The sequence below is a fragment of the Rhizobium sp. 01T444 genome, from assembly GCF_056398305.1.
Genome location: NZ_JBFTPD010000032.1, coordinates 1 through 24573 on the forward strand (window position 1 = coordinate 1; position 24573 = coordinate 24573).

Sequence of the window (24573 nt, forward strand, 5' to 3'; positions counted from 1 at the left end):
ACGAAAGACTTCGTCGCCAGCAGCGCCGCCGCCCTCGTTCAGTGAGTGGGCTTATAAGCCTCACACATCGAAACAGTCAACACTACTCATCCAACTTTTTTGACATTTTTGTAACAGGTTGATTCGACAGGGGATTTTCTGGTCGAAAGTTATCCACAGACCGCCCTTTGGGACAAAATCCCCGAACAATCTTTTACCAGGCGATAAAAAATCATCCGGAACCCCTCCAAAAAACGCGGAAAGGCCACGAAAAAACAGTGCCTTGGGCAATTTTATGGTTAACGCGGAATAAACGCCGGCCCCATCGCCACTGTCAAACAACCGTCATATCGGATTGTGGCGAAAGGTTTGGAACCTAACGCGGTTTTTCGTGTTTCCCTCCCCATTGAAGGAAAGGAGACAGACATGGCCGCCAATACCGATGATCTCAGAACTTCCGTCAGCAAAGATATCGCCGCTCTGCAACAGGAGGTCTCCCGCCTGCAGAAGATGATTTCAGCGCAGGGCGCCGAAGCCTATTATGAAGTGCGCGACCGCGCCGGCAAGGCATACGAAGACGCGCTTCCCCGCGCAAAGAGCGCTGTCGCCCAGATCCGGGCCGAAGGTGCGGCAGTCGCCGGCACGGCCCGCGAACACCCGGCAGCGACCACAACGGCGCTTCTGGTTGCCGGCGCGATCGGCTTCCTGGCTGGTTATATGTTGTCAGGCGCCTCGCAGCCCGAGCCGCGTCACTGGTGGCGTTGAACTGCCAAGCTCCAGATCCCGCATTTTTTACGCATCCCGCAGATCCATTTTTTGCAGGATGCGTAAACACTTATGTCTTAGAAAAACCAATTTTTAATGCGACTGATAGGAACATAAAAATGAAGGGAGGACATTATGGACAATAAGAGAGAGAAGCTGATCGTTGAAGTCAGCGTCGACGCCAGCGATGGACGTCGCGCAGTCGGCATTATGAACATGCGCCAGGCGCTCGATCTGCCCGAAATGCCGAGCCTCTCCTATACACATCCGGACCCGGCCAAGGCCGCAGCCGGCATTATGATGAGCCGGCAGGAACTCGCCGGTTTCATGGCCTGCCCTTGAGGCGGTAGAAAAACTCTTCTTGCCCACTGCGCTTTGTCCAAAGCGTCGATGATTTCTTTCGGCATCCGAAATCCTGTACTCCCCAGAATTTCGACCACCATTGCTGGCATCCGTGCGCCGTTCATGCAAAGAACGGCTTTCGCAATCGCATCAGGGATGGCGAAGTGAAAGGCCGGCGATCACCGCAGAAAACACACGAACGCAACAGACCCCAGGCCGAACCGGCCGGCAAGAGGGTCACGCTTCCACGTGCGCTCTCCAAGCTTGGCTATTGTTCCCGCACGCAGGCCGAACGGTTGATCGCCGAGGGCCGCGTCGCGGTCGGTGATCGCATTGTCACAGATCCATCGGCATGGGTCGATCTTTCGACCGCCCTTATTAAGGTCGATGGCAAGGAGGTCGCAGCCGAGGCCAGGATCTACCTGATGCTCAACAAGCCGCGCGGCCTTGTGACTACTCGTCATGATCCGGAAGGTCGCCCGACCGTCTTTGACTGCCTGACCGATTTTGATGCCCCGCACCTCTCGCCTGTCGGTCGGCTCGACAAGGCGAGCGAAGGGCTACTGCTCTTTACTAACGATACGGAATTCGCCCAGACGCTGCTCGATCCAATCACCCATGTCTCGAAATCCTACCATGTGCAGATCGATCGGATCGCCGATGACGACATGCTGGCGGCGATGATGTCAGGTCTTCGGCATGACGGCGAACTGCTGCGCGCCACCGCTGCCCGCAAGCTGCGCGAGGGCGACCGCAATTCCTGGATCGAAGTGGAATTGCAGGAGGGCCGCAACCGGCAGATCCGCCGAATGCTGGAAGCGCTCGATATCGCCTGTCTACGGCTCGTGCGTGTCGCGATCGGTGGGCTGGAGCTTGGCGACCTGCCGAAGGGATCGGTCAGGGCGCTGACTGAAACTGAACTGAAAGATCTTCGCCGGAAGGTCGGTACCAGCAAGGCAATACGGGATTGAGAATGAACGAGATGAAGCCGCATGATTTCTGGCAGGAGATCCATCCGTCGGGCAGTTTCGAAACAGGCGGCGATTTCACCTCCTTTTTTATAGCGGAACTGGAAGATGGTAGGCAGTTGCGGCTGCCGATCCGGGTACTTTCGGATGGTGAGCATGCGCTGGCCTCGCTGATCATCAATCAGGCAAGCTTTGCGGTGCTGGATGTGCTCGCCGAAAACCTTGCGGCAGAGATAGAACCATCAGGCATCGATGTCGTCGCCGGCCTGCCAACACTCGGCCTGACGCTTGCGGCGGCCGTCGCCCAGAAKCTCGGCCACAGCCGTTATGTGCCGCTCGGCACCTCCCGCAAATTCTGGTATCGCGACGAACTGTCGGTCGCCCTCTCATCGATCACCACGCCGGAACAACAGAAACGGCTCTATGTCGATCCGCGCATGCTACCCCTCCTAGAAGGACGCCGTGTCGCGCTGATTGATGACGTCATATCGAGCGGGACCTCGATCGCCGCAGGTCTCGATCTGCTCGCAAGCTGCGGCACAGAACCCGTCGTTATTGGCGCGGCCATGCTGCAATCGGACCGGTGGCGCGCCAAACTCGACGCCGCAGGCCCACAATGGCAGGCACGCACGAAAGGCGTTTTTACCACGCCCATCCTAGAGCGGACCGCCGAAGGAAAATGGCGCAGACCTGCCTGAGCGACATCAAGATCACATGTGAGGACCGATCATTCTTTCGTCTGAACGGGCTATACAGCGCCGGACGAAGAGCTACATTCGGCGTGTGATCGAAGACAGGAACCACCGATGACGCTTGAGCAAGCAGCCCTCCTGATCCTGCTGGTGGCGATGCTCTTCCTGTTCTCCCTCGACCGCCTGCGCATGGAAGTTATCTCGATCGGCGGATTGCTTGCGGGCTATGTGCTCGGCCTTTATCCCGCCGATAGCATCTTTGCCGGCTTCGCAAGCCCTGTCGTCGTCACCGTAGTCGAAATCCTGCTGATCGTCCAAGTACTGGCGCGCACCAAACTCTTTGACAGCCTCACCGAGCGCTTCGTGGCATCGGGTCTCTCGCATTTCCGGGTCATAACAGGCGTCTCCGCTCTGACCGGCTTCATCTCGATCTTCATGAACAATATCGGTGCCTTTGCGATCAGCTTGCCGCTGGCGTTGCGGCTGAGCACGCTCATGAGCATTCCGCGCCGGCAGCTCGTGATGCCGATCTCCTTCGCCGCTCTTCTCGGCGGTCTCGTCTCATTGATCGGCACGCCCGCCAATCTTCTCGTCAGCGATGCGCTTGAAAAAACCACCGGCAAAGGTTTCCGCTTCTTCGACTTCGCTTATGTCGGGCTTCCGGTCGCCATAACAGGCATTCTGCTGATCGCGCTGATCGTGCAGCGATTGTTTTCGGAGCCGGATGAGGCCGCGGAAGTGCCAACTCCGCCGGCCCGCCGCATCGTCGTGGAGCGCAGCATTCCCGAGCATTCGCCGCTCGTCGGCGTAACACTTGCCCAATGTCCCGAGCGTTTCGGCATCCAGCCGCATGCCCTGATCCGCGACAGGGCTTTCGTCTTTGGCCCGCTCGAACAATCGGTCATCCAGCCGGGCGATATTCTGCTGGCGCAGGGCGCGGATTCGGTCTTCGCGGATCTGGCCGCATCGCAGGCGCTGGTGCCAGACGCCCATCCGCACGGGCTGCAGCCGGATTTCGTCAGCATCGAAGCCGTCGTCATGCCGGAAAGCACGGTCGTCGGCTCCCGCATCGCCTCACTCGAGGTCTTCCGCAATCGCGGGGTCACGATCTCGGCACTGTCGATGCGTTCTCCCCGCATAGAAGGACGCTTTGCGGATCTGCAGCTTTCGATCGGCGACATATTGGTGCTGGAAGGCCCGAAAGCGGCGATAGCTGAGGCGTTGGAAGAGTGTGAATGCCTTCCGCTTGCCTCCGCAGCGCCCTCCCCCGGATCGTCAGCTTCATGGCAGCCTTTTGCAATCTTTGCCTGCGGCGTTGTCGCTTCCGCCTTCGGCCTACGCCCCGATATTGCTCTTRCCTTCGTGTTGCTGGCGCTCGCACTGCCCGGCTATCTCAACATTCGCCATGCAATGGCGGATCTCAACTGGCCAATCATTATCATGCTTGCCGCGATGATCCCGATCGGCCAGGCGGTCGCAACAACGGGCACGGCCGAGACCATCGCAGTATGGCTGAGCCTGGCCTTCCCTATCAGCCATCCCCTGTGGGGCATTGCACTCGTTTTGTTTCTCGCCATGGCGCTGACGCCCTTCGTCAACAACGCGACGGTCGCAATCGTGCTTGCGCCGATTGCGCTGGAATTTGCAAGAGCCGGCCAGCAGCCGCCGCAGGCCTATCTAATCGCGGTGGCCGCAGGCGCCTCGCAGGATTTCCTGACCCCTTTCGGCCATCATAACAATACGCTGTCGATGAGCATCGGCAGCTACCGCTTCGGCGATTTCCTGCGCGCCGGCTGGCCGCTGACGCTTGCCGGCTATATAGTCACGCTCATTCTCATCGCCCTCCTCTGGCTTTGAATGAGCCTTTGCTTGACTTCCCCGGCAATGAAACTAGAGCAGGGACAGTCTAAGCCGATAGAAGGATAGCCAGGCACCGTGCGTATTCTCTCCGAAGCCCATTTCCCGGAACTGCCGAACTACTATCGTGGCAAGGTACGCGAGAACTACGATCTTCCGGATGGGCGGCGCATTATCATCAGCACCGACAGGCTGAGCGCCTTCGACCGCATCCTGACCTGTATTCCCTACAAGGGACAAGTGCTGACCGAGACGGCCCGCTACTGGTTCGAGGCAACGAAGGACATTTGCCCCAATCACGTTCTCGACTATCCCGATCCGAACGTCGTCATCGGCAAGCGACTCGACATTCTTCCGGTCGAAATCGTTGTGCGTGGTTATCTCGCCGGCACGACCGGCACCTCGATCCTGACGCTTTACAAAAAGGGTGAGCGCGAGATGTACGGCATGCGCCTGCCCGACGGCATGCGCGACAACCAGATTCTTCCCGAGCCGGTCATCACGCCGACCAGCAAAGAGTTCGATGGCGGCCACGACGAGCCGCTGACGCCGGCCGAAATCGTCAGCCGCGGACTGCTGACGAAAGAGCAGTGGGAAACGCTTTCGAAATATGCGCTGGCACTTTTCGCCCGCGGCCAGGAAATGGCGGCAAAACGCGGCCTGATCCTTGTCGACACCAAATATGAATTCGGCACGGACGAGAATGGTAACATCATTCTCGCCGACGAAATCCATACGCCCGACAGCAGCCGATACTGGGTGGCGGAAACCTATCCCGCTGCCTTCGAAGCCGGAAAGCGGCCGGACAGCTTCGACAAGGACTTCGTGCGCGCCTGGGTGGTCGAGCGCTGCGACCCCTACAAGGATGAAATTCCGGAAATTCCGGTCGAGCTGATCGAGCAGACCTCGGCCGTCTATATCAAAGCCTATGAATGGATCACCGGTGAACGCTTTGTACCCGACGACCGCGGCGAAACGCCAGCGGCGCGTGTCCGGGCAAATCTCGCGCCCTATTTTTCCTGAACCGTTGAAGACAAAGCTGCGAGCCTGCTTGCAGCCTTTCAACCAATCGCGCTAGCATCGGAAAAAAGGGGTGCCGGGCCGAGCCCGGCGGGGGACAGATGGCACGCAGGCCCAGACGCAAGGCCGAAGAGACCAGGGAGGATATCCTCTCGATGGCGGAGACACTGTTTCGCCAGCGCGGCTTCGTCGCAGTTTCCATCGCCGATATCGCCTCGTCGCTGCACATGTCGCCGGCCAATGTTTTCAAGCATTTTCAATCAAAGGCGGTGCTTGTCGATGCGATTGCCGAGCGCCACCTCGGCAATGCCACGGAGCGCTTCGCCGCCGTCGACACCAGCCTGCCGCCTAAGGAGCAGCTGCTGAGCTTCGTCCTGCGCCTGCTCGACAGTCATCTGCAGGACATCCAGCAGAACCCCTACATCTTCGAAATGGTGATCTCGACGATCGACGCCAAGCTTGACGCCGGTCATCGCTATCGCGAACGGATAGAGCAGAAGCTCGGCGAGATCATTCGCGAAGGCGTGGCCGAAGGCAATTACCATTGCGACAATACGGACGTGGCAGCCCGCACCGTTGCAGACGTTCTGGCCTGTGTTCTGCATCCCATTCTCATTGCTAAGGACGACAAAAACACACTTGTTCACCGTGCGGAAAAAATCGTGTGTTTCGTGGATGCCGCACTGCAAAATAACCCTTGCTAAGTGACGATTGCTGAATTACGTCACTTCGTAAAGCTTTTCTTAATATCGGATAACGGCATCTGTTTCCGGATCAATCATCACTCTTATATAGAGCGGCGCCTCAAAGGGCCGGCGATTGAACCGCTACTGCCAACCGCACAGGAATTCAGCATGACCAGGCGTGCCCTCATCGTCTCCTCGGCCCTCTTGCTGGTTATGGGCCTCGCCGCCTGCAACGAGAGCGGCAGCAAGCCCGCCGGCAATGCAGGCGCGGGCGGCGCTGCCCAGCAGGCTGCCCCGGTCGGTGTGGTCACGCTGAAGAAGGATACCTATCCGATCACCACGATCCTGCCTGGCCGCGCCGAAGCCTTCCAGGTGGCCGATATCCGCCCGCAGGTGAACGGCATCATCCGTGAAATCGCATTCAAGGAAGGCGGCGAAGTCAAGAAGGGCGACCTGCTCTACCAAATCGACGATGCCGCCTACCGCGCGGCTGTCGAGCAGGCCCAGGCCGCGATTTCCAAGGCTCAAGCGAGCGTGCCAAGCGCCCAGAGCAATTTCGATCGCTACCAGCGTCTGGTCGGCAGCGGCGCAACGCAGATCGAATTCGAAACCGCACGCACGGCCCTTGCCCAGGCAAATGCAGAGGTCGAATCCGCAAAGGCGGCATTGACCGCAGCGCAGATCGACCTCGATCACACGAAGATCACGGCTCCCTTCGACGGCGTCATCGACCAGACAGCCTACAACATCGGCAACGTCGTCGCGGCCAACCAGTCGACCGCACTGACCACCGTCCGCCAGCTCGATCCGATCTACATTTCGCTGACGGAATCGAGCACCAACCTGCTGAAATTGCGCGATGCGATCGCTGCCGGCGAGGTCAAGGGCGAGGACAACAACATCGCGTTCCGGCTGATCCTTGAAGACGGCCGTGAATATAATCAGAAGGGCAAGCTCGACATGTCGAAGCAGGTCGTCAGCGAAACGACCGGCACCTTCATCATTCGCGTGGTTTTCCCAAATCCGGACCGCGTCGTCTTGCCGGGCATGTATGTCCGCGCCACAGTCGAGCTCGGTGCTGAAGCCGGATATTCCCTGCCGCAGCTTGCAACAACTCGCGATGCCAACGGCCGCCTGACCGCACAGTTCATTTCCGCCGAGGGCAAGGTCGAGACCCGTGTCTTCGAAAATGCCACACCCTCCAACAATTCCTGGCTGGTGACGCAAGGCGTGAAGGACGGCGATCAGCTGATCGTCAGCGGCCTGCAGTCGATTGTATCAGGCATGCCGGTAAAGCCGGTTCCAATGAAGATCAACGACAACGGCGTGGTTGTCCCTGCCGATCAGCCGGTGGCCGGAGGCGAACAGAAACCTGCAGCAAAGTAATGCGCAGGCACTTTCGTATCGTCACCGTCCCAGCCGTACAGGAATAACCGATGGCCAAGTTTTTCATCCGACGACCGATCTTCGCCTGGGTCATTGCGATCACCATCATGCTCGCAGGTCTGCTCGCCATCTTTACGCTGTCGATCTCACAATATCCGGATATTGCGCCGACCACGGTCCGCATCAACACCAGCTATCGCGGCGCAAGCGCCGAGACGGTCGAAAAATCGGTGACCACCATCATCGAAGACGGCATGACCGGTCTCGACGACCTGACCTACATGACCTCGACCTCATCGACAGGCTCAGCCAGCATCTCTCTGACCTTCGGGACCAGCATCAATCCTGACATCGCGCAGGTGCAGGTGCAGAACAAGCTGCAGCTCGTCCAGTCGCAGCTCCCGGGCGACGTCATCGATGCCGGCATCAGCGTCACGCGCTCCACCTCGAGCATTCTTCTCGTCGGCTCGCTGGTCTCGACGGACGGCAAGCGCACCTCCGTCGACCTCGGCAATATCATGTCGACCTCGATCGAGGACCAGATCCAGCGCCTGGAAGGCGTGGGCAGCATCAACGTATTTGGTTCCGGCTATGCCATGCGCGTCTGGCTGGATCCATTCAAGCTGCAGAAATACCAGCTTACCCCTGGCGACGTGACCTCGGCCATCCAGGCACAGAACACCCAGGTCTCAGTCGGCTCGCTCGGCGCCCAGCCGGCCGTCCCGGGCCAGCAGATCAACGTCACCATCACCGCGCAGAGCCAGCTCACCACCGTCGCGGATTTCGAGCACATCATCCTGAAGGTCGAAAAGGACGGTTCGACAGTCCGCCTCAGCGATGTCGCCCGCGTCGAGATCGGTCAGGAAAGCTATGGTGGCAGCTCGCGCTATAATGGCCAGCCATCATCAGGCTTCGCCATCAACCTTGCGATCGGCGCGAATGCCATCGATACCGCCGCCCGTGTCCGCACCGCGCTCGAAACGATCGGCCGTGGCCTGCCGGAAGGCGTCGAGATCACCTATCCCTATGACACGACCCCCTTCGTCGAACTGTCGATCGAGAAGGTCGTGCATACGCTGATCGAGGCGATCGTGCTCGTCTTCGTGGTCCTGCTCATCTTCCTGCAGAACCTGCGCGCGACATTGATCCCGACCATCGCCGTTCCCGTCGTGCTTCTCGGCACGTTCGGCGTCCTTGCGGCAACAGGCTATTCGATCAATACGCTGACGATGTTTGCCATGGTGCTGGCGATCGGCCTTCTCGTCGACGACGCCATCGTCGTCGTGGAAAATGTCGAACGCATCATGTCGGAGGAAAAGCTCTCGCCGCTCGAAGCGACCGAGAAGTCGATGGGTGAAATCACCGGTGCCATCGTCGGCATCGCTCTCGTGCTGACCGCCGTTTTCATTCCCATGGCCTTCTTCGGCGGCTCGACCGGCATCATCTATCGCCAGTTCTCCATCACCATCGTTTCGGCCATGCTGCTGTCTGCGCTCGTCGCCATCGTGCTGACGCCTGCGCTCTGCGCCACGATGCTGAAGCCGGTCAACGAGCATAAGAAGCATCGCATCGGCGACTGGTTCAACCGCAACTTCACCCGCTCGACCAACGGTTATGTCCGCACCATCGGCTACCTCTTGAAGCGGCCGATCCGCGTCATGCTGGTGTTCCTGCTGGTCGGCGTCGGTTGCGCCTATCTCTTCTCGCGCCTGCCCAGTTCGTTCCTCCCGCAGGAAGACCAGGGCGTGCTCTTGACCATCGTCACCACACCGCCAGGCTCCACCACGCAGCAGACGCAAGCCGTCGTTGAAAAGGTCGAAAAATACTTCCGTGAAAACGAGAAGGATGCGGTGGATTCCGTCTTCGGCGCGCTCGGCTTCGGCTTCAACGGTTCAGGCCAGAACAGCGCCATCGTCTTTACTAAGCTCAAGGACTTTTCGCTGCGCACCGATCCCAATCTCAGCGCGCAGTCAGTGGTCAACCGGGCTCTCAAGAACTTCTTCACGATCCGCGAGGCGCAGGTCTTTGCGCTGCTGCCGCCCGCGATCCAGGGTCTCGGCGTGTCGAGCGGCTTCTCCATGTATCTGGTGGATACCGGCGGTCATGGCAATCAAGCCCTGACGGCCGCTTCTAAGCGGCTGATCCAGATGGCTGGCACCACCGGCAAGGTCGTGGCACTTCGTTCGAATAACAAGGAAGTCGAGCCGCAGATGAAGATCCTGATCGATCAGGAGAAGATCGGCGCCATGGGTGTGGACCTCGCCTCGGTAAACTCCATGCTGTCGATCATCTTCACCGGCCGCGACGTCAACGATTTCACGCTGAACGGTGAGATCAAGCCGGTTTACGTGCAGGGCGACGCGCCCTTCCGCATGCAGCCGACCGATCTGAACCATTGGTATGCCCGCAACAACGCGGGCGAGATGGTGCCCTTCTCCGCCTTCACGACAACCCAATGGGTCGATGGCGCGCCGTCGCTCGCTCGCTTCAATGCCGTCAGTGCTATCCCGCTCGACGGAGCGGCAGCTCCTGGCGTCTCCTCGGGTGAAGCCATGAACGAGATGGAAGCCCTGACCGAACAGCTCGGCGGCGGCTACACGGTCGCCTGGCAGGGCATCTCCTATCAGGAGCGGCTCTCCGGCTCGCAGGCACCGATGCTTTACGCGATTTCGGTTCTCGTCGTCTTCCTCTGCCTGGCTGCGCTTTACGAGAGCTGGTCGATCCCGTTCTCGGTCATCATGGCCGTGCCGGTCGGCGTGCTCGGCGCGCTTGCCGCAGCAACGCTCTTCGGGCAGGCGAACGACGTCTATTTCAAGGTGGGCCTGCTCACGACCATCGGCCTTGCCGCGAAGAACGCGATCCTGATCGTGGAATTCGCAAAAGATCGAATGGAGACGGGCATGGGGCTTTTCGAGGCAACGCTGGAAGCAGCAAGGCTGCGCCTGCGCCCGATCATCATGACCTCTCTGGCTTTCATTCTCGGCGTCGTGCCTTTGGCCATCGCAACGGGCGCGGGTTCCGCTGCCCAGAATGCGATCGGCATCGGCGTGCTCGGGGGCATGCTTTCGGCGACGGCGCTCGGCATTTTCTTCGTGCCGTCCTTCTTCGTCGTGATCCGCCGCATCTTTGCCACACGGCAAAAAAATGAGGCGGGAGTGTGATATAAATGCACTGTGAGAAAGCTTTCCGGATTGCTACATTGCGCACGGACTGCTTCGGCATGTGTTTAGCGTAAGGAACGAGGCGCGTCAGGCCGATAGTGAAGCATGACGCTTCGGACAAGAATTGACTTGCTCGAGTTACAGGATGAAATGCATGGTATCTCTTCGTTATGCCACACCGGCGCTATTGTTATTGCTGTCGGGCTGTGTAGTAGGCCCTGATCACGTACCTCCTGAAATGGCGCTTCCTGGAAAATTCAGTGAAGGTGGCAAAAAGAACATCGGCGATGTCGCTACCACGGCCTGGTGGACTGCCTATAATGACCGCAAGCTAGACAGCCTTGTCCAGACCGGACTTAGCCAGAACCTGACGATTCAACAAGCGATCGAGCGTATCAATTCCGCATCCGCCAACGTGACCATCGCCGGCGCCGGTGCCTTGCCCGCCCTCGATGTTGGCGCTTCCCACACCGTCAGCGGCCAGACCGGCGAGCTGCGCGACCAGTTTAACACCCGCAATACCAGCGCCGGACAGCTTTCCCTGTCCTGGCTGCTCGATCTGTTCGGTCTTGTCAGGCGCGGCAAGGAAAGCGCCCTCGCCTCTCTTGATGCCGCTTACGCGGGTGCCGACATCGCCAAGCTGTCCTACATCCAGGACCTTGTCTCAACCTATATTGACCTACGCTTCTTCCAGCAGCGCCTGGCGCTTTCGAAAGCCAACCTGAAGTCCCGTCAGGAAACCTACGACCTGACCAAGTTCCAGCTCGACGCGGGCGCGGCCTCCCGGCTCGACGTCGTGCAGGCTGAAGGTCTTGTCCAGTCGACGCTGGCAGAAATTCCCGGCCTCGAAACCAACATCCGCGTTTCGGCCCATCATATCGCCACCCTCCTCGGCCAGCCGGCCGGTTCGATGGTTGATGAACTGTTGCGTGGCTCCGGCCAGCCGACTTTCCGCGGCGGCATCAATTCCGGCATTCCGGCCGACCTGATCCGCAACCGTCCAGATATTCGCCAGGCCGAGCGCAACCTCGCCGCCGCTACTGCCCAGATCGGTGTCGCAGAGGCTCAACTCTACCCGTCGATCTCGCTGTCCGGTTCGATCTCGCCGAGCTACATCAACCAGCGCGGCATACACGGCGGCCTGTCGGCGTGGTCCTTCGGCCCGACCCTGAACCTGCCGATCCTCGACGGCGGTAGTCTGCGCGCCAATGTCGACGTCTCCAAGTCCAACGCCGTCGCATCCTACCTCGCCTGGAAGCAGACCGTCTTGACGGCAATCCAGCAGGTCGAGGATGCCCTGTCGGCCGTTCGCCGTGACGCCCAGACGGTTGATGCGTTGCGCGCCCAGGTCCGGACGACGCAGGAAACCCTCGAGCTTTCGACGGCATCCTACAAGGACGGCGCTTCCTCGCTGCTCGACGTTCTCGACGCCCAGCGTCAGGTCTCTCTTGCTCAGGCAAGCCTTGCCGCCGCTGTTCAGCAGATGGCGAAGGATTACGCTGCGCTCAACATCGCAACCGGCGGCGGCTTCGCTCCGGGCGGCAAGACCACCGGTCCGGGACCGGTCAAGGCTGCCAAAGGCAGCTAAGCTCCTCGCATAGTATCATTCCGAAGCCCCGCGGTTTTCCGCGGGGCTTTTTCTTTGCGTGAATATCTGCCGGGATAGATAATATGCGCATGGAAGGAATTTGGATTCGACAAGCCGCAATCGCTACGCTATGCAGTTGATTAAACGATTAAGCGCAGCACTTCGAAACAATGGCTTCACAACGCCCGGGACCCAACCTCAGCAGGATAGCGACGTCGCTTGGCGTCTCTGTTGCCACGGTCTCGAATGCGCTCTCCGGCAAAGGCCGGGTTTCCGACGCTCTGATTGAAAGAATTCGCACGCATGCTGCTGAACTCGGTTATGTGCCGAGCCAGGCCGGCCGGGCGCTGCGCACCGGCCGCAGCGGCGTGCTCGGCCTTGTCCTGCCTGATATCGCCAATCCTCTCTTTCCGAAGATCGCCCAGGCCATCGAATATGCTGCATCCGCCGCAGGCTACGGCGTGCTGATCGCAGACTCCCGCGGCGATATCACGGCGCAGACCGAGGCGATCAACCGGCTGGTGGAGCGTGGCGTTGACGGCATGGTGGTCGTGCCGCGCCGCGCCACCCGCATTTCCGCCGCAAGCTGCCCGGTCGCAGTCATCGATACCGCCTCCACGCCCGGCAATACGGTCGCTGCCGACCACTGGCAGGGCGGCAGGGAAATCGCCGCCTATCTCGCCGGCCTCGGTCACAAGCAGATCCTGATCATCGGCAATAATCACGAATCCAATGTCCAGAATGACCGCGCCGGCGGCATCAGGGCCGGCCTGCAGCCCGGCATGCGCTCCGAAACGCTCTGGATCGAGCGGTTGGAGAACGAGACGGGCGCCGGCTGCCGGCTGGGCCTTGCGGAAAAGGCGCGTCAGGGCTTCACCGCCTTTGCCGCCCTTTCCGACCTGCAGGCGCTGCGCGCGCTGACCGAACTGCAGCAGGAGGGGATCAGCGTGCCCGCCGATGTCAGCGTCACCGGCTTCGATGATCTCATCTGGTCGCCTGTCGTCACGCCGTCGCTGACAACGGTGAGGATGGACATGGATACCATCGCCGAAATCGCCGTCTCGGCCCTGGTCGACAAAATAAACGAAAGCGGCACACGAGAGGGCGTGCTGGTTACGGCGGAGACCGAACGCGTGCCCATGCAACTCATCATCCGCCAGTCATCCGGGCTCGCGAACCCGGCACCAAAAACCTCAGAGATGGAGAACTTGTAGAATGAAGAAAGCTCTTATTGCATCGGTGGCGCTCGCCGCACTTTCCCCCCTCGGCGCCGCGGCACAGGAACGCACGCTCACGATTTCCGTCTACGCCTTCGCCCAGGATGACTACAAGACGATCGTCTACGATCCCTTCGAAGCCAAGTGCGGCTGCAAGCTCGTTGTCGAAACCGGCAACAGCGTCGAGCGCATCGCCAAGATGGAAGCCAACAAGGCCAATCCTGTGGTCGATCTCGCTGCCGTCTCCATGGCTGACGGCCTTGCCGCTTCCCGCGCAGGCCTGATCGACAAGGTCGATACATCCAAGCTTGAAAATTTCTCCAAGCTCTATGATGTCGCCAAGGATCCGAACGGCGACGGCATGAGCGTCGGCTACACCTTTTACGCCACCTCGATCGCCTATCGCGCGGACAAGATGAAGATCGAGTCCTGGGCTGACCTCTTGAAGCCCGAATATGTCGGTCACGTCGCCTTCCCGAACGTCACGACCAACCAGGGCCCGCCGGCGCTCTATATGCTCGGCCTCGCGCTCGGCAAGGACACCCCTGATCTCAAGGCGCCGATTGAGGCGCTTGGCGAAAAGAAGGACGAGATCGTAACCTTCTATGAAAAGTCTTCCCAGATCGTACAGCTGATGCAGCAGGAAGAAATCTGGGCCGCTCCGATCGGCCGCTTCTCTTGGGCAGGCTTTACCAAGCTCAACGTCCCCGTCGCCTGGGCAACGCCGAAGGAAGGCCAGACCGGCGGCATGAACGTGCTGGTCCTGACCAAGGGTTCGAAGAACCAGGATCTCGCCCTGCAGTTCATGGATTTCTGGCTCTCGACCGAAGTCCAGACCAAGCTCGCCGAAAAGCTGATCGACAGCCCGGCCAACAAGGAGGTCAAGGTCTCCGACAAGGTCGCCAACAACATCACCTATGGCGAAGACACCGCCAAGAGCCTGAAGCTGATCCCCTCCGCAGCCGCCCTCGACAGCCGCAATGGCTGGCTGAAGGAATGGAACGAAAAGGTCGGCCAGTAAGCCACTGCTGAAATCGGTCCCGGCACCGACAGGGACCGACCCTTCCTCCGCTCGAAAGGCGTCTCATGTTTCAGAACCGCGCAGAAGCCCTGGCGCTTGCCCTGCCGGCAGCGATCTTCGCCGCCGTGGTCTTTCTGCTGCCTGTCGCGATCCTGCTCTCCGAAGGTTTTCGCATTGGTGGGGCATGGACACTTGCCGCCTATACGGATTTCTTCTCCGAAACGCTGAACCGCACCGTCTTCTTCCGCACCTTCCGGCTTGGCCTCGAGGTGACAGCGGTGTCGGCCGTCATCGGCTATGCCGCCGCCTTTGCGATCGTCAACCTGCCGCCGAAGGGCAAGCGCCGCATGATCGGCCTCATCACCCTGCCGCTGATGATTTCGCCGGTCGCCCGCACCTATGCCTGGATCGTCATTCTCGGCCGCACCGGCATCGTCAATGAAGCCATCACCGGCCTCGGCCTGAGTGCGGAACCGCTGCGACTGCTCTTCACCGAAACCGCCGTCTTCATCGGCCTGCTGCAACTTTTCTTGCCGCTGATGATCCTGTCGCTCATCAGCGCGCTCGAGAACATGCCGAAGGATGCCATTCCAGCTGCCCGCGTGCTCGGTGCGAACTGGTTCCAGGTCTTCTGGAAAGTCATCCTGCCGCTCACCAAGGAAGGCCTCGTCGTCGGCGGCACGCTGGTCTTCACTGGCTCGMTGACGGCCTATATCACGCCGGCCATCCTCGGCGGCTCCAAGGTGCTGATGCTGGAAACGCTGCTGTACCAGCAGGTCTCCGTCGCCAACAATTTTGTCTCGGCGAGCGTCATCGCCTTCATCCTGATCGTCATGAGCTTTGCCGCCAATATCCTGCTGAAGCGCCTTGCCACTGCGAGGAACCGCCGATGAGCATCCGCCTCTTCTCGCCGGTCGTGCTGTTCCTGCTGCTGGTTTTCCTGATTGGCCCTTTCCTGATCATCATCGCCGCTTCGCTTTCGGCCGGCGACACACTGGCCTTTCCGCCGCAGGGCCTGTCACTGCGCTGGGTCGCCAAGGTCTTCACCATCGATAGTTTCCGCGAGAGCTTCGCCATGTCGATGTTCCTTGCGGTCTTCGGCACGCTGGCGGCCCTCATTCTCGGCATCCCCGCCGCCTATAGCCTGTCGCGCTACCGTCTGCCGGGCGCAGAGACGGTGAGAACCATCGTCTCGCTGCCGATCATCGTGCCCGGCATCATCGTCGGCCTGGCACTACTGCGTTACCTGGTCGTACCTTTCGGCTTCAACATCACGCTGGCTCTCTTCTTCGCCCATACCGCACTCGTGCTGCCCTATGCAGTACGCGTGGTGTCCGCAAGCCTCGGCAACCTGCGCTCGGACATCGAGGAAGCCGCGGTCTTGCTCGGCTCCTCGCGGCTCGGCGCCTTCTTCCGCGTGGTCATGCCGAATATCCGCGGCGGCATTCTCGCGGCCTTCATTCTCGGCTTCGTCACCAGCTTCAATCAGGTGCCGGTCTCGCTCTTCCTCTCCGGCCCTGGCGTGCGCACGCTGCCGATCGACATGCTGGGCTATATGGAGACAACCTACGACCCGTCCGTTGCCGCGCTTTCGGCGCTGCTCGCCTTCCTTTCGATCGGCATCGTCTTCCTCGCCGAACGCTTCCTGGGATTCTCACGCTATGTCTGATGCCTACCTTCAACTCGACAAGCTGACGCTCGCTTATGGCGATACGGTCGCGGTGAAGGACCTCGACCTGTCGATTGCCAAGGGCGAGTTGGTAGCCCTTCTTGGCCCTTCCGGCTGCGGCAAGACGACGACCATGCGCGCCATTGCCGGCCTGCTGAACCCCGCTTCCGGCCGCATCAATCTCGATGGCGCCGAGATCACCCGCGTCTCCGCCAACAAGCGCGCCGTCGGCCTCGTCTTCCAGTCCTACGCGCTGTTCCCGCATCTGACTGTCTATGAAAACGTTGCCTTCGGCCTGCGCTTGAAGGGCCTTCGCGGCGAGGTTCTGGATGGCAAGGTCAATGCCGGCCTCAAATCCGTCGGCCTTGCGAAATTTGCCGGCCGTAAGCCGGGCGAACTTTCGGGCGGCCAGCAGCAGCGCGTGGCGCTCGCCCGCTCCATGGTCATGGAGCCGAAAGTGCTGTTGCTCGACGAGCCGCTTTCCAACCTCGACGCCCGCCTTCGCCTTGAAATGCGTGCCGAGCTGCAGCGCGTCCAGAAGGAAACTGGCGTAACGATGATCTTCGTCACCCACGATCAGGCAGAAGCGCTTGCGCTTGCCGACCGCATCATTGTCATGCTGAACGGCGGCATCGAGCAGATCGGCACGCCCGAGGACATCTACAACAAGCCTGTTTCCTCCTTCGTCGCCGATTTCGTCGGTTTCGAAAACATCTTTGCGCTGAAGGACGGAAAGCTTGCGACGCCGAACGGCCCTGTCGCGCTTTCCGCCGCAGCACCTGACGGTGCGGCGGGCCTGGCCTGGCGGCCGCGTGCGGTGGTCCTTGGTTCTGGCCCTTTCCACGGCACGGTGCGTGGCACATCCTTTGCCGGCAATAGCCGCGAATATCTGCTGGACAGCGTGCTCGGCCCGATCAAGGCGGAAGTCGATGCCGCCCTGCCGCAATACGAACTCGGCAGTATGATCTCCTTCGACCTGCCGGTCGCAGCCTCCGCAAGCCTCAAACGTTTCGGGTGACATCATGGGCGTCTGGATCGACACGGATATGGGCTTCGACGACATTGCCGCCATCATGGTGGTGACGAATGCCGAGCTCGACATCGACGGTGTCTCGCTGGTCTTCGGCAACGCGCCACTGCCGCAGGTGCGCACCAATGCGGCGGGCGCAGCCAAGGCCTTCGGTTGGAAATTTCCGATCCACACCGGCCGCGACATGCCCGTTCTCGGCAAGCTAGAGACTGCCCAGGCGATCCTCGGCGAAAGCGGCATTCCGACGACCGGTAGACATCTGCCGCCGGCCCCGATCCTGCCGGATAGCGATGCCTTCGTCGCGCTTTGCCGCTGGCTGGAACTGGAAGGCCCTCACCGCATTCTGGCGCTTGGACCGCTGACGAATATCGCGGCACTCGCGCTCGCCCGGCCCGATCTTGCCGCCCGCATCACCGAACTCGTCTGGATGGGCGGCGGTGTTACCTCCGGCAATCATACGGCCTCCGCAGAATTCAATGCGCTCGCCGATCCAGAGGCGCTCGCAATCATCATCGCCCGCGAGCTGCCACTGCGCATGGTCGATCTCGATCTCTGCCGCAAGGTTCTTGCGAAGCCCCAGGATGCCGATCCAGTTCGCGCTGCCGGTGGCGCCAATGCCGAGCTGATCGCCGATATGTTTGYCGGTTATATTCGCATTGGCACGAACCGCGGTCGTCCCGCCATGGCAATCTATGATCCTTCGGCTGCCGTCGCCTTCGTCGCTCCGCAAGTGGTGAGCTTCCGCCCTGCCCGCATCGACGTGGAATTGCAGGGGCAGCATACGCGCGGGCGCACGGTCGTTGAAACCCGCGCCACTCACGCAACGTTCAATGCACAGTTCGCCGCCGACATCGATGCCGACATGGCGCGTGTCATCATTCTCGCCGCCCTGGTCAACGAGGCCCGCAAATGACTGCAACTCCGCGCCAGGAACCCGCCGATCTCAACGAGCCCGCCTTACGGGCCCGCGCTGTTGCTGCCGCCCGCGGCGATGCTCCCTTCGATGTGCTTGTGACCGGCGGCCGCATTCTCGATGCCGTCACAGGCCTGATCCGCGAGGCCGATATCGGCCTCGTTGGCGCGATGATTGCGAGTGTTCACGCATCGTCGAGCCGCACGGACGCTGCCAAGGTAATTGACGCAGCCGGTAGCATCGTCTCTCCCGGCCTCATCGATACACACATGCATATTGAAAGCTCGATGGTGACGCCGGCTGAATATGCTGAAGCCGTGTTGCCTCGCGGCGTGACAACGATCGTCTGGGATCCGCACGAATTCGGCAATGTCCATGGTCTCGATGGCGTACGCTGGGCAATCGAAGCCTCGCGCAATCTGCCGCTGCGCACGATCCTGCTTGCCCCCTCCTGCGTTCCTTCCGCCCCTGGTCTGGAACTCGCCGGTGCGGATTTCGACGCCAGTGTCATCGCCGAGCTGCTGCGCTCGCCGGCGATCGGTGGCGTGGCGGAAGTCATGAACATGCGCGGCGTCATCGATGGCGATCCGCGCATGACCGATATCGTCAATGCCGGCCTCACCTCCGGCAAGCTCGTCTGCGGCCATGCCCGCGGACTGGAGGGTACCGATCTCAACGCCTTCATGGCCGCTGGCATCACCTCCGATCACGAGCTTACCTCGGGCGCCGATTTGCTGCAGAAGCTGGCGGCCGGAATGACGATCGAGCTGCGCGGCTCGCACGATCATCTGCTGAAGGAATTTGTCGATGCATTGAACGGCATCGGCCACCTTCCGCCGACCGTCACGCTCTGCACGGATGATGTCTTCCCCGATGAACTTTATCAGAATGGCGGCCTCGACGACGTCGTGCGTCGCCTCGTGCGCTACGGCATGCGCCCGGAATGGGCATTGCGCGCCGCTACCTTCAACGCCGCGCAACGCCTGAAGCGTTCCGACCTCGGGCTCATCGCCGCCGGACGCCGCGCCGATCTCGTGCTGTTCGAGGACATGAGCGAATTCAAGACCCGCGCCGTCATCGCCAACGGCCGACTAATCGCCGAAAATGGCATGGTCAGCGATCGCCTTCCGTCGTTCGACGCCGGGCCGCTCATGCAATCGGTCAAGCTCGCACCGCTTGCCGAAGACGATTTCCGCATTCCCGCCAACGGCACGAAGGTGCACCTCGCAACAATCGACCGTCCACGCTTCACCCAGTGGGGAGCAACCGAAGCGGATATCCGCGACGGCTTCGTCGTACCGCCGGCTGGCAGCGCCATGATAGCGGTTGCACATCGCCATGGACTGGCGGATGGCAAGCCGCGCATCGGCTTCCTGACCGGCTGGGGTGAGTGGCGCGGCGCCTTCTGCACCACGGTTTCACATGACAGCCACAACCTCACTGTGTTCGGAGGAAATATCAGTGATATGGCGCTTGCAGCCAATGCCGTCATCGACGCCGGCGGTGGCATGGCCGTGGCAAAGGATGGGCGCATCGAAGCCCTGCTGCCCCTGCCACTCTCCGGCCTCGTGACGGATGCATCCCTGCAGGAAACCGCCGATGGCTTTGCTGCCATCCGCAAGGCAATGGAAAAGATCGTCGACTGGAAACCGCCCTATCTGGTCTTCAAAGCCTGCTTCGGCGCGACACTTGCCTGCAATATCGGCCCACATCAGACCGACCGCGGCATTGCCGACGTCATTACCGGCAAGGTGTTGGAAAGCCCCATACTGGAAACGTTTTGAGGCGGCTTACGCCTCAGCCTTGAGCTCCCGCTCCACCAGCGCCACCCAATAGGCCGCTCCATATCCGAGCGCCTCATCATTGAAGTCGTAGGCTGTATTATGATGCAGCGCTCCATCGACGGCCGGGCCGTTGCCGAGCCAGACATAACAGCCGGGCGCATTTTGCCCGAAGAAGGCGAAATCGTCGCCGGCAGTCGACGGCGGAAAGCTCGTACGCGCCTTTTCACCGAACACCGACTGTGCGGCGCCTAGCGCCCGCACAGTCGCATCCGCGTCATTGACGACGGGCGGAATGCGGCGTTCGAATTCATAATCTACCGAAATGCCGAACATGGCGGCGGTTCCCTGTGCCAGACGGCCGATTTCGGCCTCAAGCTGATCGCGAACCTCAGGCGAATAGGCCCGCGCCGTTCCGCCGATCTCGACAATATCGGGGATGACATTCAATGCCTTCGGATTGCCGGCCTGGAGTGAACAGGCGCTGACGACTGCCGGCTGAAGGGGATCGATGACGCGCCCGACGATCGTCTGCAGAGACGAAAGGAAAGTGGCGGCAGCTGTGATCGGATCGCGGCCGAGGTGCGGCTTTGCGCCGTGCGTACCAACACCCCGGAAGATGATCCGCCAGCTATCCGAAGAAGCAAGCTGCGGCCCCTCGACGACCGCGATCTCATCCACGGCAAGCCCGGGCATATTGTGCAGCCCATAGACGGCATCGCAGGGAAACTGCTTGAACAGCCCTTCCTCCACCATGCGCTTCGCACCGCCACGGCCCTCTTCGGCCGGCTGGAAGATGAAATGCACGGTGCCGGAAAAACCGCGCGTTTCAGCCAGATACCGTGCCGCGCCGAGCAACATCGTCGTATGCCCGTCATGGCCGCAAGCATGCATCTTGCCCGGCACGGTCGACTTATAGGGGCGATCCGCCGTTTCCGGCATGGCGAGCGCGTCCATATCTGCCCTCAGCCCGATCCTGCGCGTACCATTGCCGATCTGCAGCGTTCCGACGACACCGGTGCCGCCAAGGCCGCGGTGCACCTGAATACCCGCCTCATCCAGAAGTTTCGCGACGATATCGCTGGTACGCTCCTCCTCGAAGCCGAGTTCGGGATGGGCATGCAGATCACGGCGGAGATTGGTGAGAAAAGGCAGATCGTTGCTGATCCGGGCGGGAATGCTCATGAGCCTGGATATCCTGTAAAGCGAAACGGGCGCCCGACGGCGCCCGCATCAGATCGTTCTTTTTTCAACAAACAGGCCGTAAGCGCAAGCCCTTACGCCTCTTCGACGAAGACCTCCTCGCGCTTGCGCTTGACGCTCGGCAGGAAGACGATGATCAAAACCGCCACGGCAATCGTCAGCAGGATGGCGCTGATCGGCCGCGTGACGAAGGTGGTCGCATCGCCGCGCGACAGGATCATGGCCCGTCGCAGGTTTTCCTCCAGCAACGGTCCGAGCACGAACCCGAGCAGCAGCGGCGCCGGCTCGCAGCGCAGTTTCGCCAGCACGTAGCCGATGAGGCCAAAGAAGGCGACGGCGTAGAGGTCGTAGACGTTGGAATTGACGCTGTAGACCCCGATCGAGCAGAAGGCCATGATGACGGGGAAAAGCACATAGTAAGGCACCGTCAGCAGCTTCACCCACAAGCCGATCAGCGGCAGATTGAGGATGACGAGCATCAGGTTGCCGATCCACATGGAGGCGATGATGCCCCAGAAGAGCGCCGGCTGTTCGGTCGCCACGTTCGGCCCCGGCACGATACCCTGGATGATCATCGCGCCGACCATCAGCGCCATGACAGGGTTTGCCGGGATGCCGAGCGTCAGCAGTGGAATGAAGGAGGTCTGCGCACCGGCATTGTTGGCCGATTCCGGTCCGGCGACACCGGCAACTGCGCCGTGGCCGAACTCTTCCGGCTTCTTCGAGACACGCTTTTCCACCGTATAGGAAGCGAAGGAAGCAAGGATCGCTCCGCCGCCCGGCAGGATGCCGAGCGCCGAACCAATGACAGTCCCGCGAATGACCGGCGCGATCATCTCCTTAAACTCTTCCTTCGACGGCAATAGACCCGAGACTTTCGCCATCAACACTGTGCGCGTCTTTTCGCCTTCCAGATTGCGCAGGATTTCCGCAATGCCGAAGACGCCGACGGCAAGAGCCACGAAATTCAGCCCGTCAGCATATTCGCGGATGCCGAGCGTGAAGCGCGGCGTGCCGGTATAGATATCCGTGCCCACAAGGCCGAGCAGCAGCCCGAGCGCCACCATCGCCAGTGCCTTGACGACCGAGCCATGGGCCAGTGCGATCGAGGATACGAGCCCGACGATCATCAGTGAGAAATACTCGGCCGAGCCGAATTGCAGCGCAATCGCCGTTAGTGGCGGAGCAAAGACAGCCACGAGGAAGGTCGATACCGTGCCGGCGAAGAAGGAGCCGAGCGCCGCGATCGCGAGCGCCGCGCCGGCCCTGCCCTTCCGCGCCATCTGATAGCCGTCGATGGCTGTCACGGCCGAGGAAGATTCGCCCGGCATATTGATGAGGATTGCCGTCGTCGAGCCGCCATATTGCGCGCCGTAATAGATGCCGGCGAGCATGATGAGCGAGGAGACCGGCTCGAGCTGGAAGGTGATCGGCAGCAGCATGGCGATCGTTGCCGTGGCGCCGATGCCGGGCAGCACGCCGATCAGCGTGCCGAGCAGCACGCCGATCAGGCAGAAGAACAGGTTTTCCGGGCTTGCCGCCGTATAGAAACCGAGTGCGAGATTGCTGAAGAGTTCCATACCCGCCTCCTAGAACCGGACCCAGGGGCCGAAACGTTCGAACGGCAGCCCGAGTGCGTAGCTGAAAACCCCAACCGAAAAGACCGTCAGCAGCAGCGAAAGAACCAGCGCGAACAGCACATTCATGCGACTGGATGCAAAGCAAGCGATGAAGGCCGTCAGAAAGATTGCCGGAGCAAAACCGAGCCCGCGCACAGTCAATCCGAAAAAGACCGGTGCGGGCAGGATGAAGAGCATGCCGCGCCAGGCGAAGGGATCGATCGGCTCGCCCTGAACCCGCACCGCCTGCACGAGAATGATCAGGCCGAGCAGGACGAGGATGCCGGACAGGACGAGTGGGAAATATCCGGGTCCCATGCGCAGCGCCGTGCCGATATCGAGGTTCAGCGACTGATAGGCAAAGAAGGCACCGGTCGCGGCAAGCAAAGCGCCGCAGATGACATTGGTGGTGTCGAAACTGAGAGATTTCATGATGTCTCCTGGGGTTGGAGATGAAGCGTCGCGACGGATACGAGGCTGCGCAAACACCCTCCTCCCCGGCTGGGAGGAAGGTGCGCGTGCGGCGGCCAGGCTCAGTCCGCGTATTCGCCGGCTGCTTCGATGACGGACCTCCAGCGGGTGATTTCGCTCTCGAGCTTCGCCTTCAGCGCCGCCGGCGTCGCATCAGCGTCCAACGAGGGAGCGGTGCCAAGTTCGGCAAAGCGGGCGCCAACATTCGGGTCCTTTAGTGCGACCTGCAGCGACTTCGACAAGCGCTCATTGATTTCGGCCGGCGTGCCCTTCGGCGTGTAGATGCCGTGCCAGATACCGACTTCGAAGCCCGGCAGACCGGCTTCGACCGCCGTCGGAATGTCCTTGAGCACATCGAGGCGCGCCGGCGACGTCACGGCATAGGCCTTGATCGTGCCACCCTTGATCTGCTTCGTCGTATTGGTCGTCTGGTCGCACATGATATCAACCTGACCGCCGAGAAGGTCGGTCATGGCCGGGCCGGTTCCCTTGTAGGGAACGGTCGTCAGCGGCGTCTGGATGGCGCTCATGAACATCATGCCGCAAAGATGGGATGCGGCGCCAATACCGGCATTGGCGACGGTGACCTTGTCCTTGTTCGCCTTCACATAGTCGATCAGGCCCTTCAGATCGGCCGGTTCGAAATCCTTGCGGGCAACGATCGTCATCGGAACATCGGTGACGAGACCGACATATTCGAAGGCGTTCAGTGTGTCGTAGGCGAGCTTGCGGTAAAGCGTGGCGCTGGTCGCCATGCCGATATGATGCAGCAGGATCGTGTAACCATCCGGATCGGCATCGGCGACGCGGCCGGCGCCAAGCGTGCCGCCAGCACCGCCGACGTTTTCGACGACGATCTGCTGACCGAGATCCTTCGACATGGATTCAGCAACGAGGCGCGCGACGGTATCGGTCGGGCCACCGGCTGCGAAAGGCACGACCATGGTGATGGTGCGTTCGGGATAGGTCTGCGCCGAAGCAGAATAAGCGAGCAGCGAAACGGCAGCGGCGGCGGTCACGCCGAGCATGGCCTTCAGGATTTTCATCGTTTTCCTCCCTGATGAAAATGGTCGTTCCGCCGGCGCATCCTCCGCACCGGCTCGGATGTCCCATTTGCAGGCCAGGGACTGATGGTCGCAATCGCGAGGCGAGGAGAGGAATGACGATTTTGCGACAGTGCACCGCAGCATGGGTTGATTTGGAAA

21 protein-coding genes are annotated in these 24573 nt (G+C 60.8%); 17 read left to right on the top strand and 4 right to left on the bottom strand.

The window, feature by feature from the left end:
- Nucleotides 1-405: 405 nt before the first annotated feature.
- The 17 genes from AC1DTN_RS30380 (at nt 406) to AC1DTN_RS30460 (ending at nt 20078) form a co-directional block, all read left to right on the top strand.
- On the top strand, nt 406-744 hold the full coding sequence (locus AC1DTN_RS30380) for a hypothetical protein (protein ID WP_007815384.1): 339 nt from the start codon (nt 406-408) through the stop codon (nt 742-744).
- A 135-nt stretch (nt 745-879) separates the two neighbouring features.
- Nucleotides 880-1086, top strand: a complete 207-nt coding sequence (locus AC1DTN_RS30385) for a hypothetical protein (RefSeq protein WP_477923929.1) — start codon at nt 880-882, stop codon at nt 1084-1086.
- A 164-nt stretch (nt 1087-1250) separates the two neighbouring features.
- Complete coding sequence (locus tag AC1DTN_RS30390; RefSeq protein ID WP_477923930.1) at nt 1251-2057, top strand: pseudouridine synthase; 807 nt, start codon at nt 1251-1253, stop codon at nt 2055-2057.
- A gap of 11 nt (nt 2058-2068) precedes the next feature.
- Complete coding sequence (locus AC1DTN_RS30395; RefSeq protein WP_477923976.1) at nt 2069-2752, top strand: phosphoribosyltransferase; 684 nt, start codon at nt 2069-2071, stop codon at nt 2750-2752.
- 108 nt (nt 2753-2860) lie between these two features.
- Entirely contained in the window at nt 2861-4603 is a 1743-nt protein-coding gene (locus AC1DTN_RS30400) for an SLC13 family permease (RefSeq protein WP_477923932.1), read from the top strand.
- Nucleotides 4604-4681: 78 nt separating this feature from the next.
- Nucleotides 4682-5626 (top strand): phosphoribosylaminoimidazolesuccinocarboxamide synthase, encoded by a 945-nt coding sequence (locus AC1DTN_RS30405; protein ID WP_477923934.1) that lies wholly within the window; start codon nt 4682-4684, stop codon nt 5624-5626.
- A 98-nt stretch (nt 5627-5724) separates the two neighbouring features.
- Nucleotides 5725-6327 carry a TetR family transcriptional regulator gene (locus AC1DTN_RS30410; protein WP_439016441.1) on the top strand — a complete coding sequence of 201 codons (603 nt, stop codon included), beginning with the start codon at nt 5725-5727 and terminating at the stop codon, nt 6325-6327.
- Between the two features lie 150 nt (nt 6328-6477).
- Nucleotides 6478-7695, top strand: a complete 1218-nt coding sequence (locus tag AC1DTN_RS30415) for an efflux RND transporter periplasmic adaptor subunit (RefSeq protein WP_477923935.1) — start codon at nt 6478-6480, stop codon at nt 7693-7695.
- A gap of 50 nt (nt 7696-7745) precedes the next feature.
- Nucleotides 7746-10856, top strand: a complete 3111-nt coding sequence (locus AC1DTN_RS30420) for an efflux RND transporter permease subunit (RefSeq protein WP_477923937.1) — start codon at nt 7746-7748, stop codon at nt 10854-10856.
- A 154-nt stretch (nt 10857-11010) separates the two neighbouring features.
- Nucleotides 11011-12444 (top strand): efflux transporter outer membrane subunit, encoded by a 1434-nt coding sequence (locus AC1DTN_RS30425; protein WP_477923939.1) that lies wholly within the window; start codon nt 11011-11013, stop codon nt 12442-12444.
- 170 nt (nt 12445-12614) lie between these two features.
- The gene (locus tag AC1DTN_RS30430) at nt 12615-13658 is read left to right on the top strand and encodes a LacI family DNA-binding transcriptional regulator (protein ID WP_477923940.1); all 1044 of its coding nucleotides are present in this window, start codon (nt 12615-12617) and stop codon (nt 13656-13658) included.
- A 1-nt stretch (nt 13659) separates the two neighbouring features.
- On the top strand, nt 13660-14682 hold the full coding sequence (locus tag AC1DTN_RS30435) for an ABC transporter substrate-binding protein (protein WP_477923943.1): 1023 nt from the start codon (nt 13660-13662) through the stop codon (nt 14680-14682).
- Nucleotides 14683-14747: 65 nt separating this feature from the next.
- The gene (locus AC1DTN_RS30440; RefSeq protein ID WP_477923945.1) at nt 14748-15575 is read left to right on the top strand and encodes an ABC transporter permease; all 828 of its coding nucleotides are present in this window, start codon (nt 14748-14750) and stop codon (nt 15573-15575) included.
- The gene (locus AC1DTN_RS30445; RefSeq protein ID WP_113323756.1) at nt 15572-16351 is read left to right on the top strand and encodes an ABC transporter permease; all 780 of its coding nucleotides are present in this window, start codon (nt 15572-15574) and stop codon (nt 16349-16351) included. The genes AC1DTN_RS30440 and AC1DTN_RS30445 overlap by 4 nt, the downstream gene beginning before the upstream one ends.
- Entirely contained in the window at nt 16344-17369 is a 1026-nt protein-coding gene (locus AC1DTN_RS30450; protein WP_113323757.1) for an ABC transporter ATP-binding protein, read from the top strand. The genes AC1DTN_RS30445 and AC1DTN_RS30450 overlap by 8 nt, the downstream gene beginning before the upstream one ends.
- A gap of 4 nt (nt 17370-17373) precedes the next feature.
- The gene (locus tag AC1DTN_RS30455) at nt 17374-18294 is read left to right on the top strand and encodes a nucleoside hydrolase (RefSeq protein WP_477923946.1); all 921 of its coding nucleotides are present in this window, start codon (nt 17374-17376) and stop codon (nt 18292-18294) included.
- On the top strand, nt 18291-20078 hold the full coding sequence (locus AC1DTN_RS30460) for an adenine deaminase (RefSeq protein WP_007826963.1): 1788 nt from the start codon (nt 18291-18293) through the stop codon (nt 20076-20078). Before AC1DTN_RS30455 ends, AC1DTN_RS30460 begins: the two co-directional genes overlap by 4 nt.
- Nucleotides 20079-20084: 6 nt before the next feature.
- Here AC1DTN_RS30460 and AC1DTN_RS30465 read toward each other — a convergent pair whose 3' ends face one another.
- The 4 genes from AC1DTN_RS30465 to AC1DTN_RS30480 form a co-directional block, all read right to left on the bottom strand.
- A complete protein-coding gene (locus AC1DTN_RS30465) occupies nt 20085-21260 on the bottom strand; it encodes a M20 aminoacylase family protein (RefSeq protein WP_113323759.1) in 1176 nt (391 codons plus the stop codon).
- A 92-nt stretch (nt 21261-21352) separates the two neighbouring features.
- Entirely contained in the window at nt 21353-22858 is a 1506-nt protein-coding gene (locus tag AC1DTN_RS30470) for a tripartite tricarboxylate transporter permease (RefSeq protein WP_113323760.1), read from the bottom strand.
- 9 nt (nt 22859-22867) lie between these two features.
- Nucleotides 22868-23329, bottom strand: coding sequence for a tripartite tricarboxylate transporter TctB family protein (locus AC1DTN_RS30475; protein WP_007826966.1), 462 nt, complete (start codon nt 23327-23329; stop codon nt 22868-22870).
- A gap of 101 nt (nt 23330-23430) precedes the next feature.
- Nucleotides 23431-24414 (bottom strand): tripartite tricarboxylate transporter substrate-binding protein, encoded by a 984-nt coding sequence (locus tag AC1DTN_RS30480; RefSeq protein WP_113323761.1) that lies wholly within the window; start codon nt 24412-24414, stop codon nt 23431-23433.
- Nucleotides 24415-24573: the final 159 nt, after the last annotated feature.

Bases quoted from the DNA above. Each gene is read 5' to 3' on its own strand.
- AC1DTN_RS30380 (WP_007815384.1), top strand. From the start codon at position 406: ATGGCCGCCAATACCGATGATCTCAGAACTTCCGTCAGCAAAGATATC.
- AC1DTN_RS30385 (WP_477923929.1), top strand. From the start codon at position 880: ATGGACAATAAGAGAGAGAAGCTGATCGTTGAAGTCAGCGTCGACGCC.
- AC1DTN_RS30410 (WP_439016441.1), top strand. From the start codon at position 5,725: ATGGCACGCAGGCCCAGACGCAAGGCCGAAGAGACCAGGGAGGATATC.
- AC1DTN_RS30415 (WP_477923935.1), top strand. From the start codon at position 6,478: ATGACCAGGCGTGCCCTCATCGTCTCCTCGGCCCTCTTGCTGGTTATG.
- AC1DTN_RS30420 (WP_477923937.1), top strand. From the start codon at position 7,746: ATGGCCAAGTTTTTCATCCGACGACCGATCTTCGCCTGGGTCATTGCG.
- AC1DTN_RS30425 (WP_477923939.1), top strand. From the start codon at position 11,011: ATGGTATCTCTTCGTTATGCCACACCGGCGCTATTGTTATTGCTGTCG.
- AC1DTN_RS30430 (WP_477923940.1), top strand. From the start codon at position 12,615: ATGGCTTCACAACGCCCGGGACCCAACCTCAGCAGGATAGCGACGTCG.
- AC1DTN_RS30435 (WP_477923943.1), top strand. From the start codon at position 13,660: ATGAAGAAAGCTCTTATTGCATCGGTGGCGCTCGCCGCACTTTCCCCC.
- AC1DTN_RS30445 (WP_113323756.1), top strand. From the start codon at position 15,572: ATGAGCATCCGCCTCTTCTCGCCGGTCGTGCTGTTCCTGCTGCTGGTT.
- AC1DTN_RS30450 (WP_113323757.1), top strand. From the start codon at position 16,344: ATGTCTGATGCCTACCTTCAACTCGACAAGCTGACGCTCGCTTATGGC.
- AC1DTN_RS30460 (WP_007826963.1), top strand. From the start codon at position 18,291: ATGACTGCAACTCCGCGCCAGGAACCCGCCGATCTCAACGAGCCCGCC.
- AC1DTN_RS30465 (WP_113323759.1), bottom strand. From the start codon at position 21,260: ATGAGCATTCCCGCCCGGATCAGCAACGATCTGCCTTTTCTCACCAAT.
- AC1DTN_RS30470 (WP_113323760.1), bottom strand. From the start codon at position 22,858: ATGGAACTCTTCAGCAATCTCGCACTCGGTTTCTATACGGCGGCAAGC.
- AC1DTN_RS30475 (WP_007826966.1), bottom strand. From the start codon at position 23,329: ATGAAATCTCTCAGTTTCGACACCACCAATGTCATCTGCGGCGCTTTG.
- AC1DTN_RS30480 (WP_113323761.1), bottom strand. From the start codon at position 24,414: ATGAAAATCCTGAAGGCCATGCTCGGCGTGACCGCCGCCGCTGCCGTT.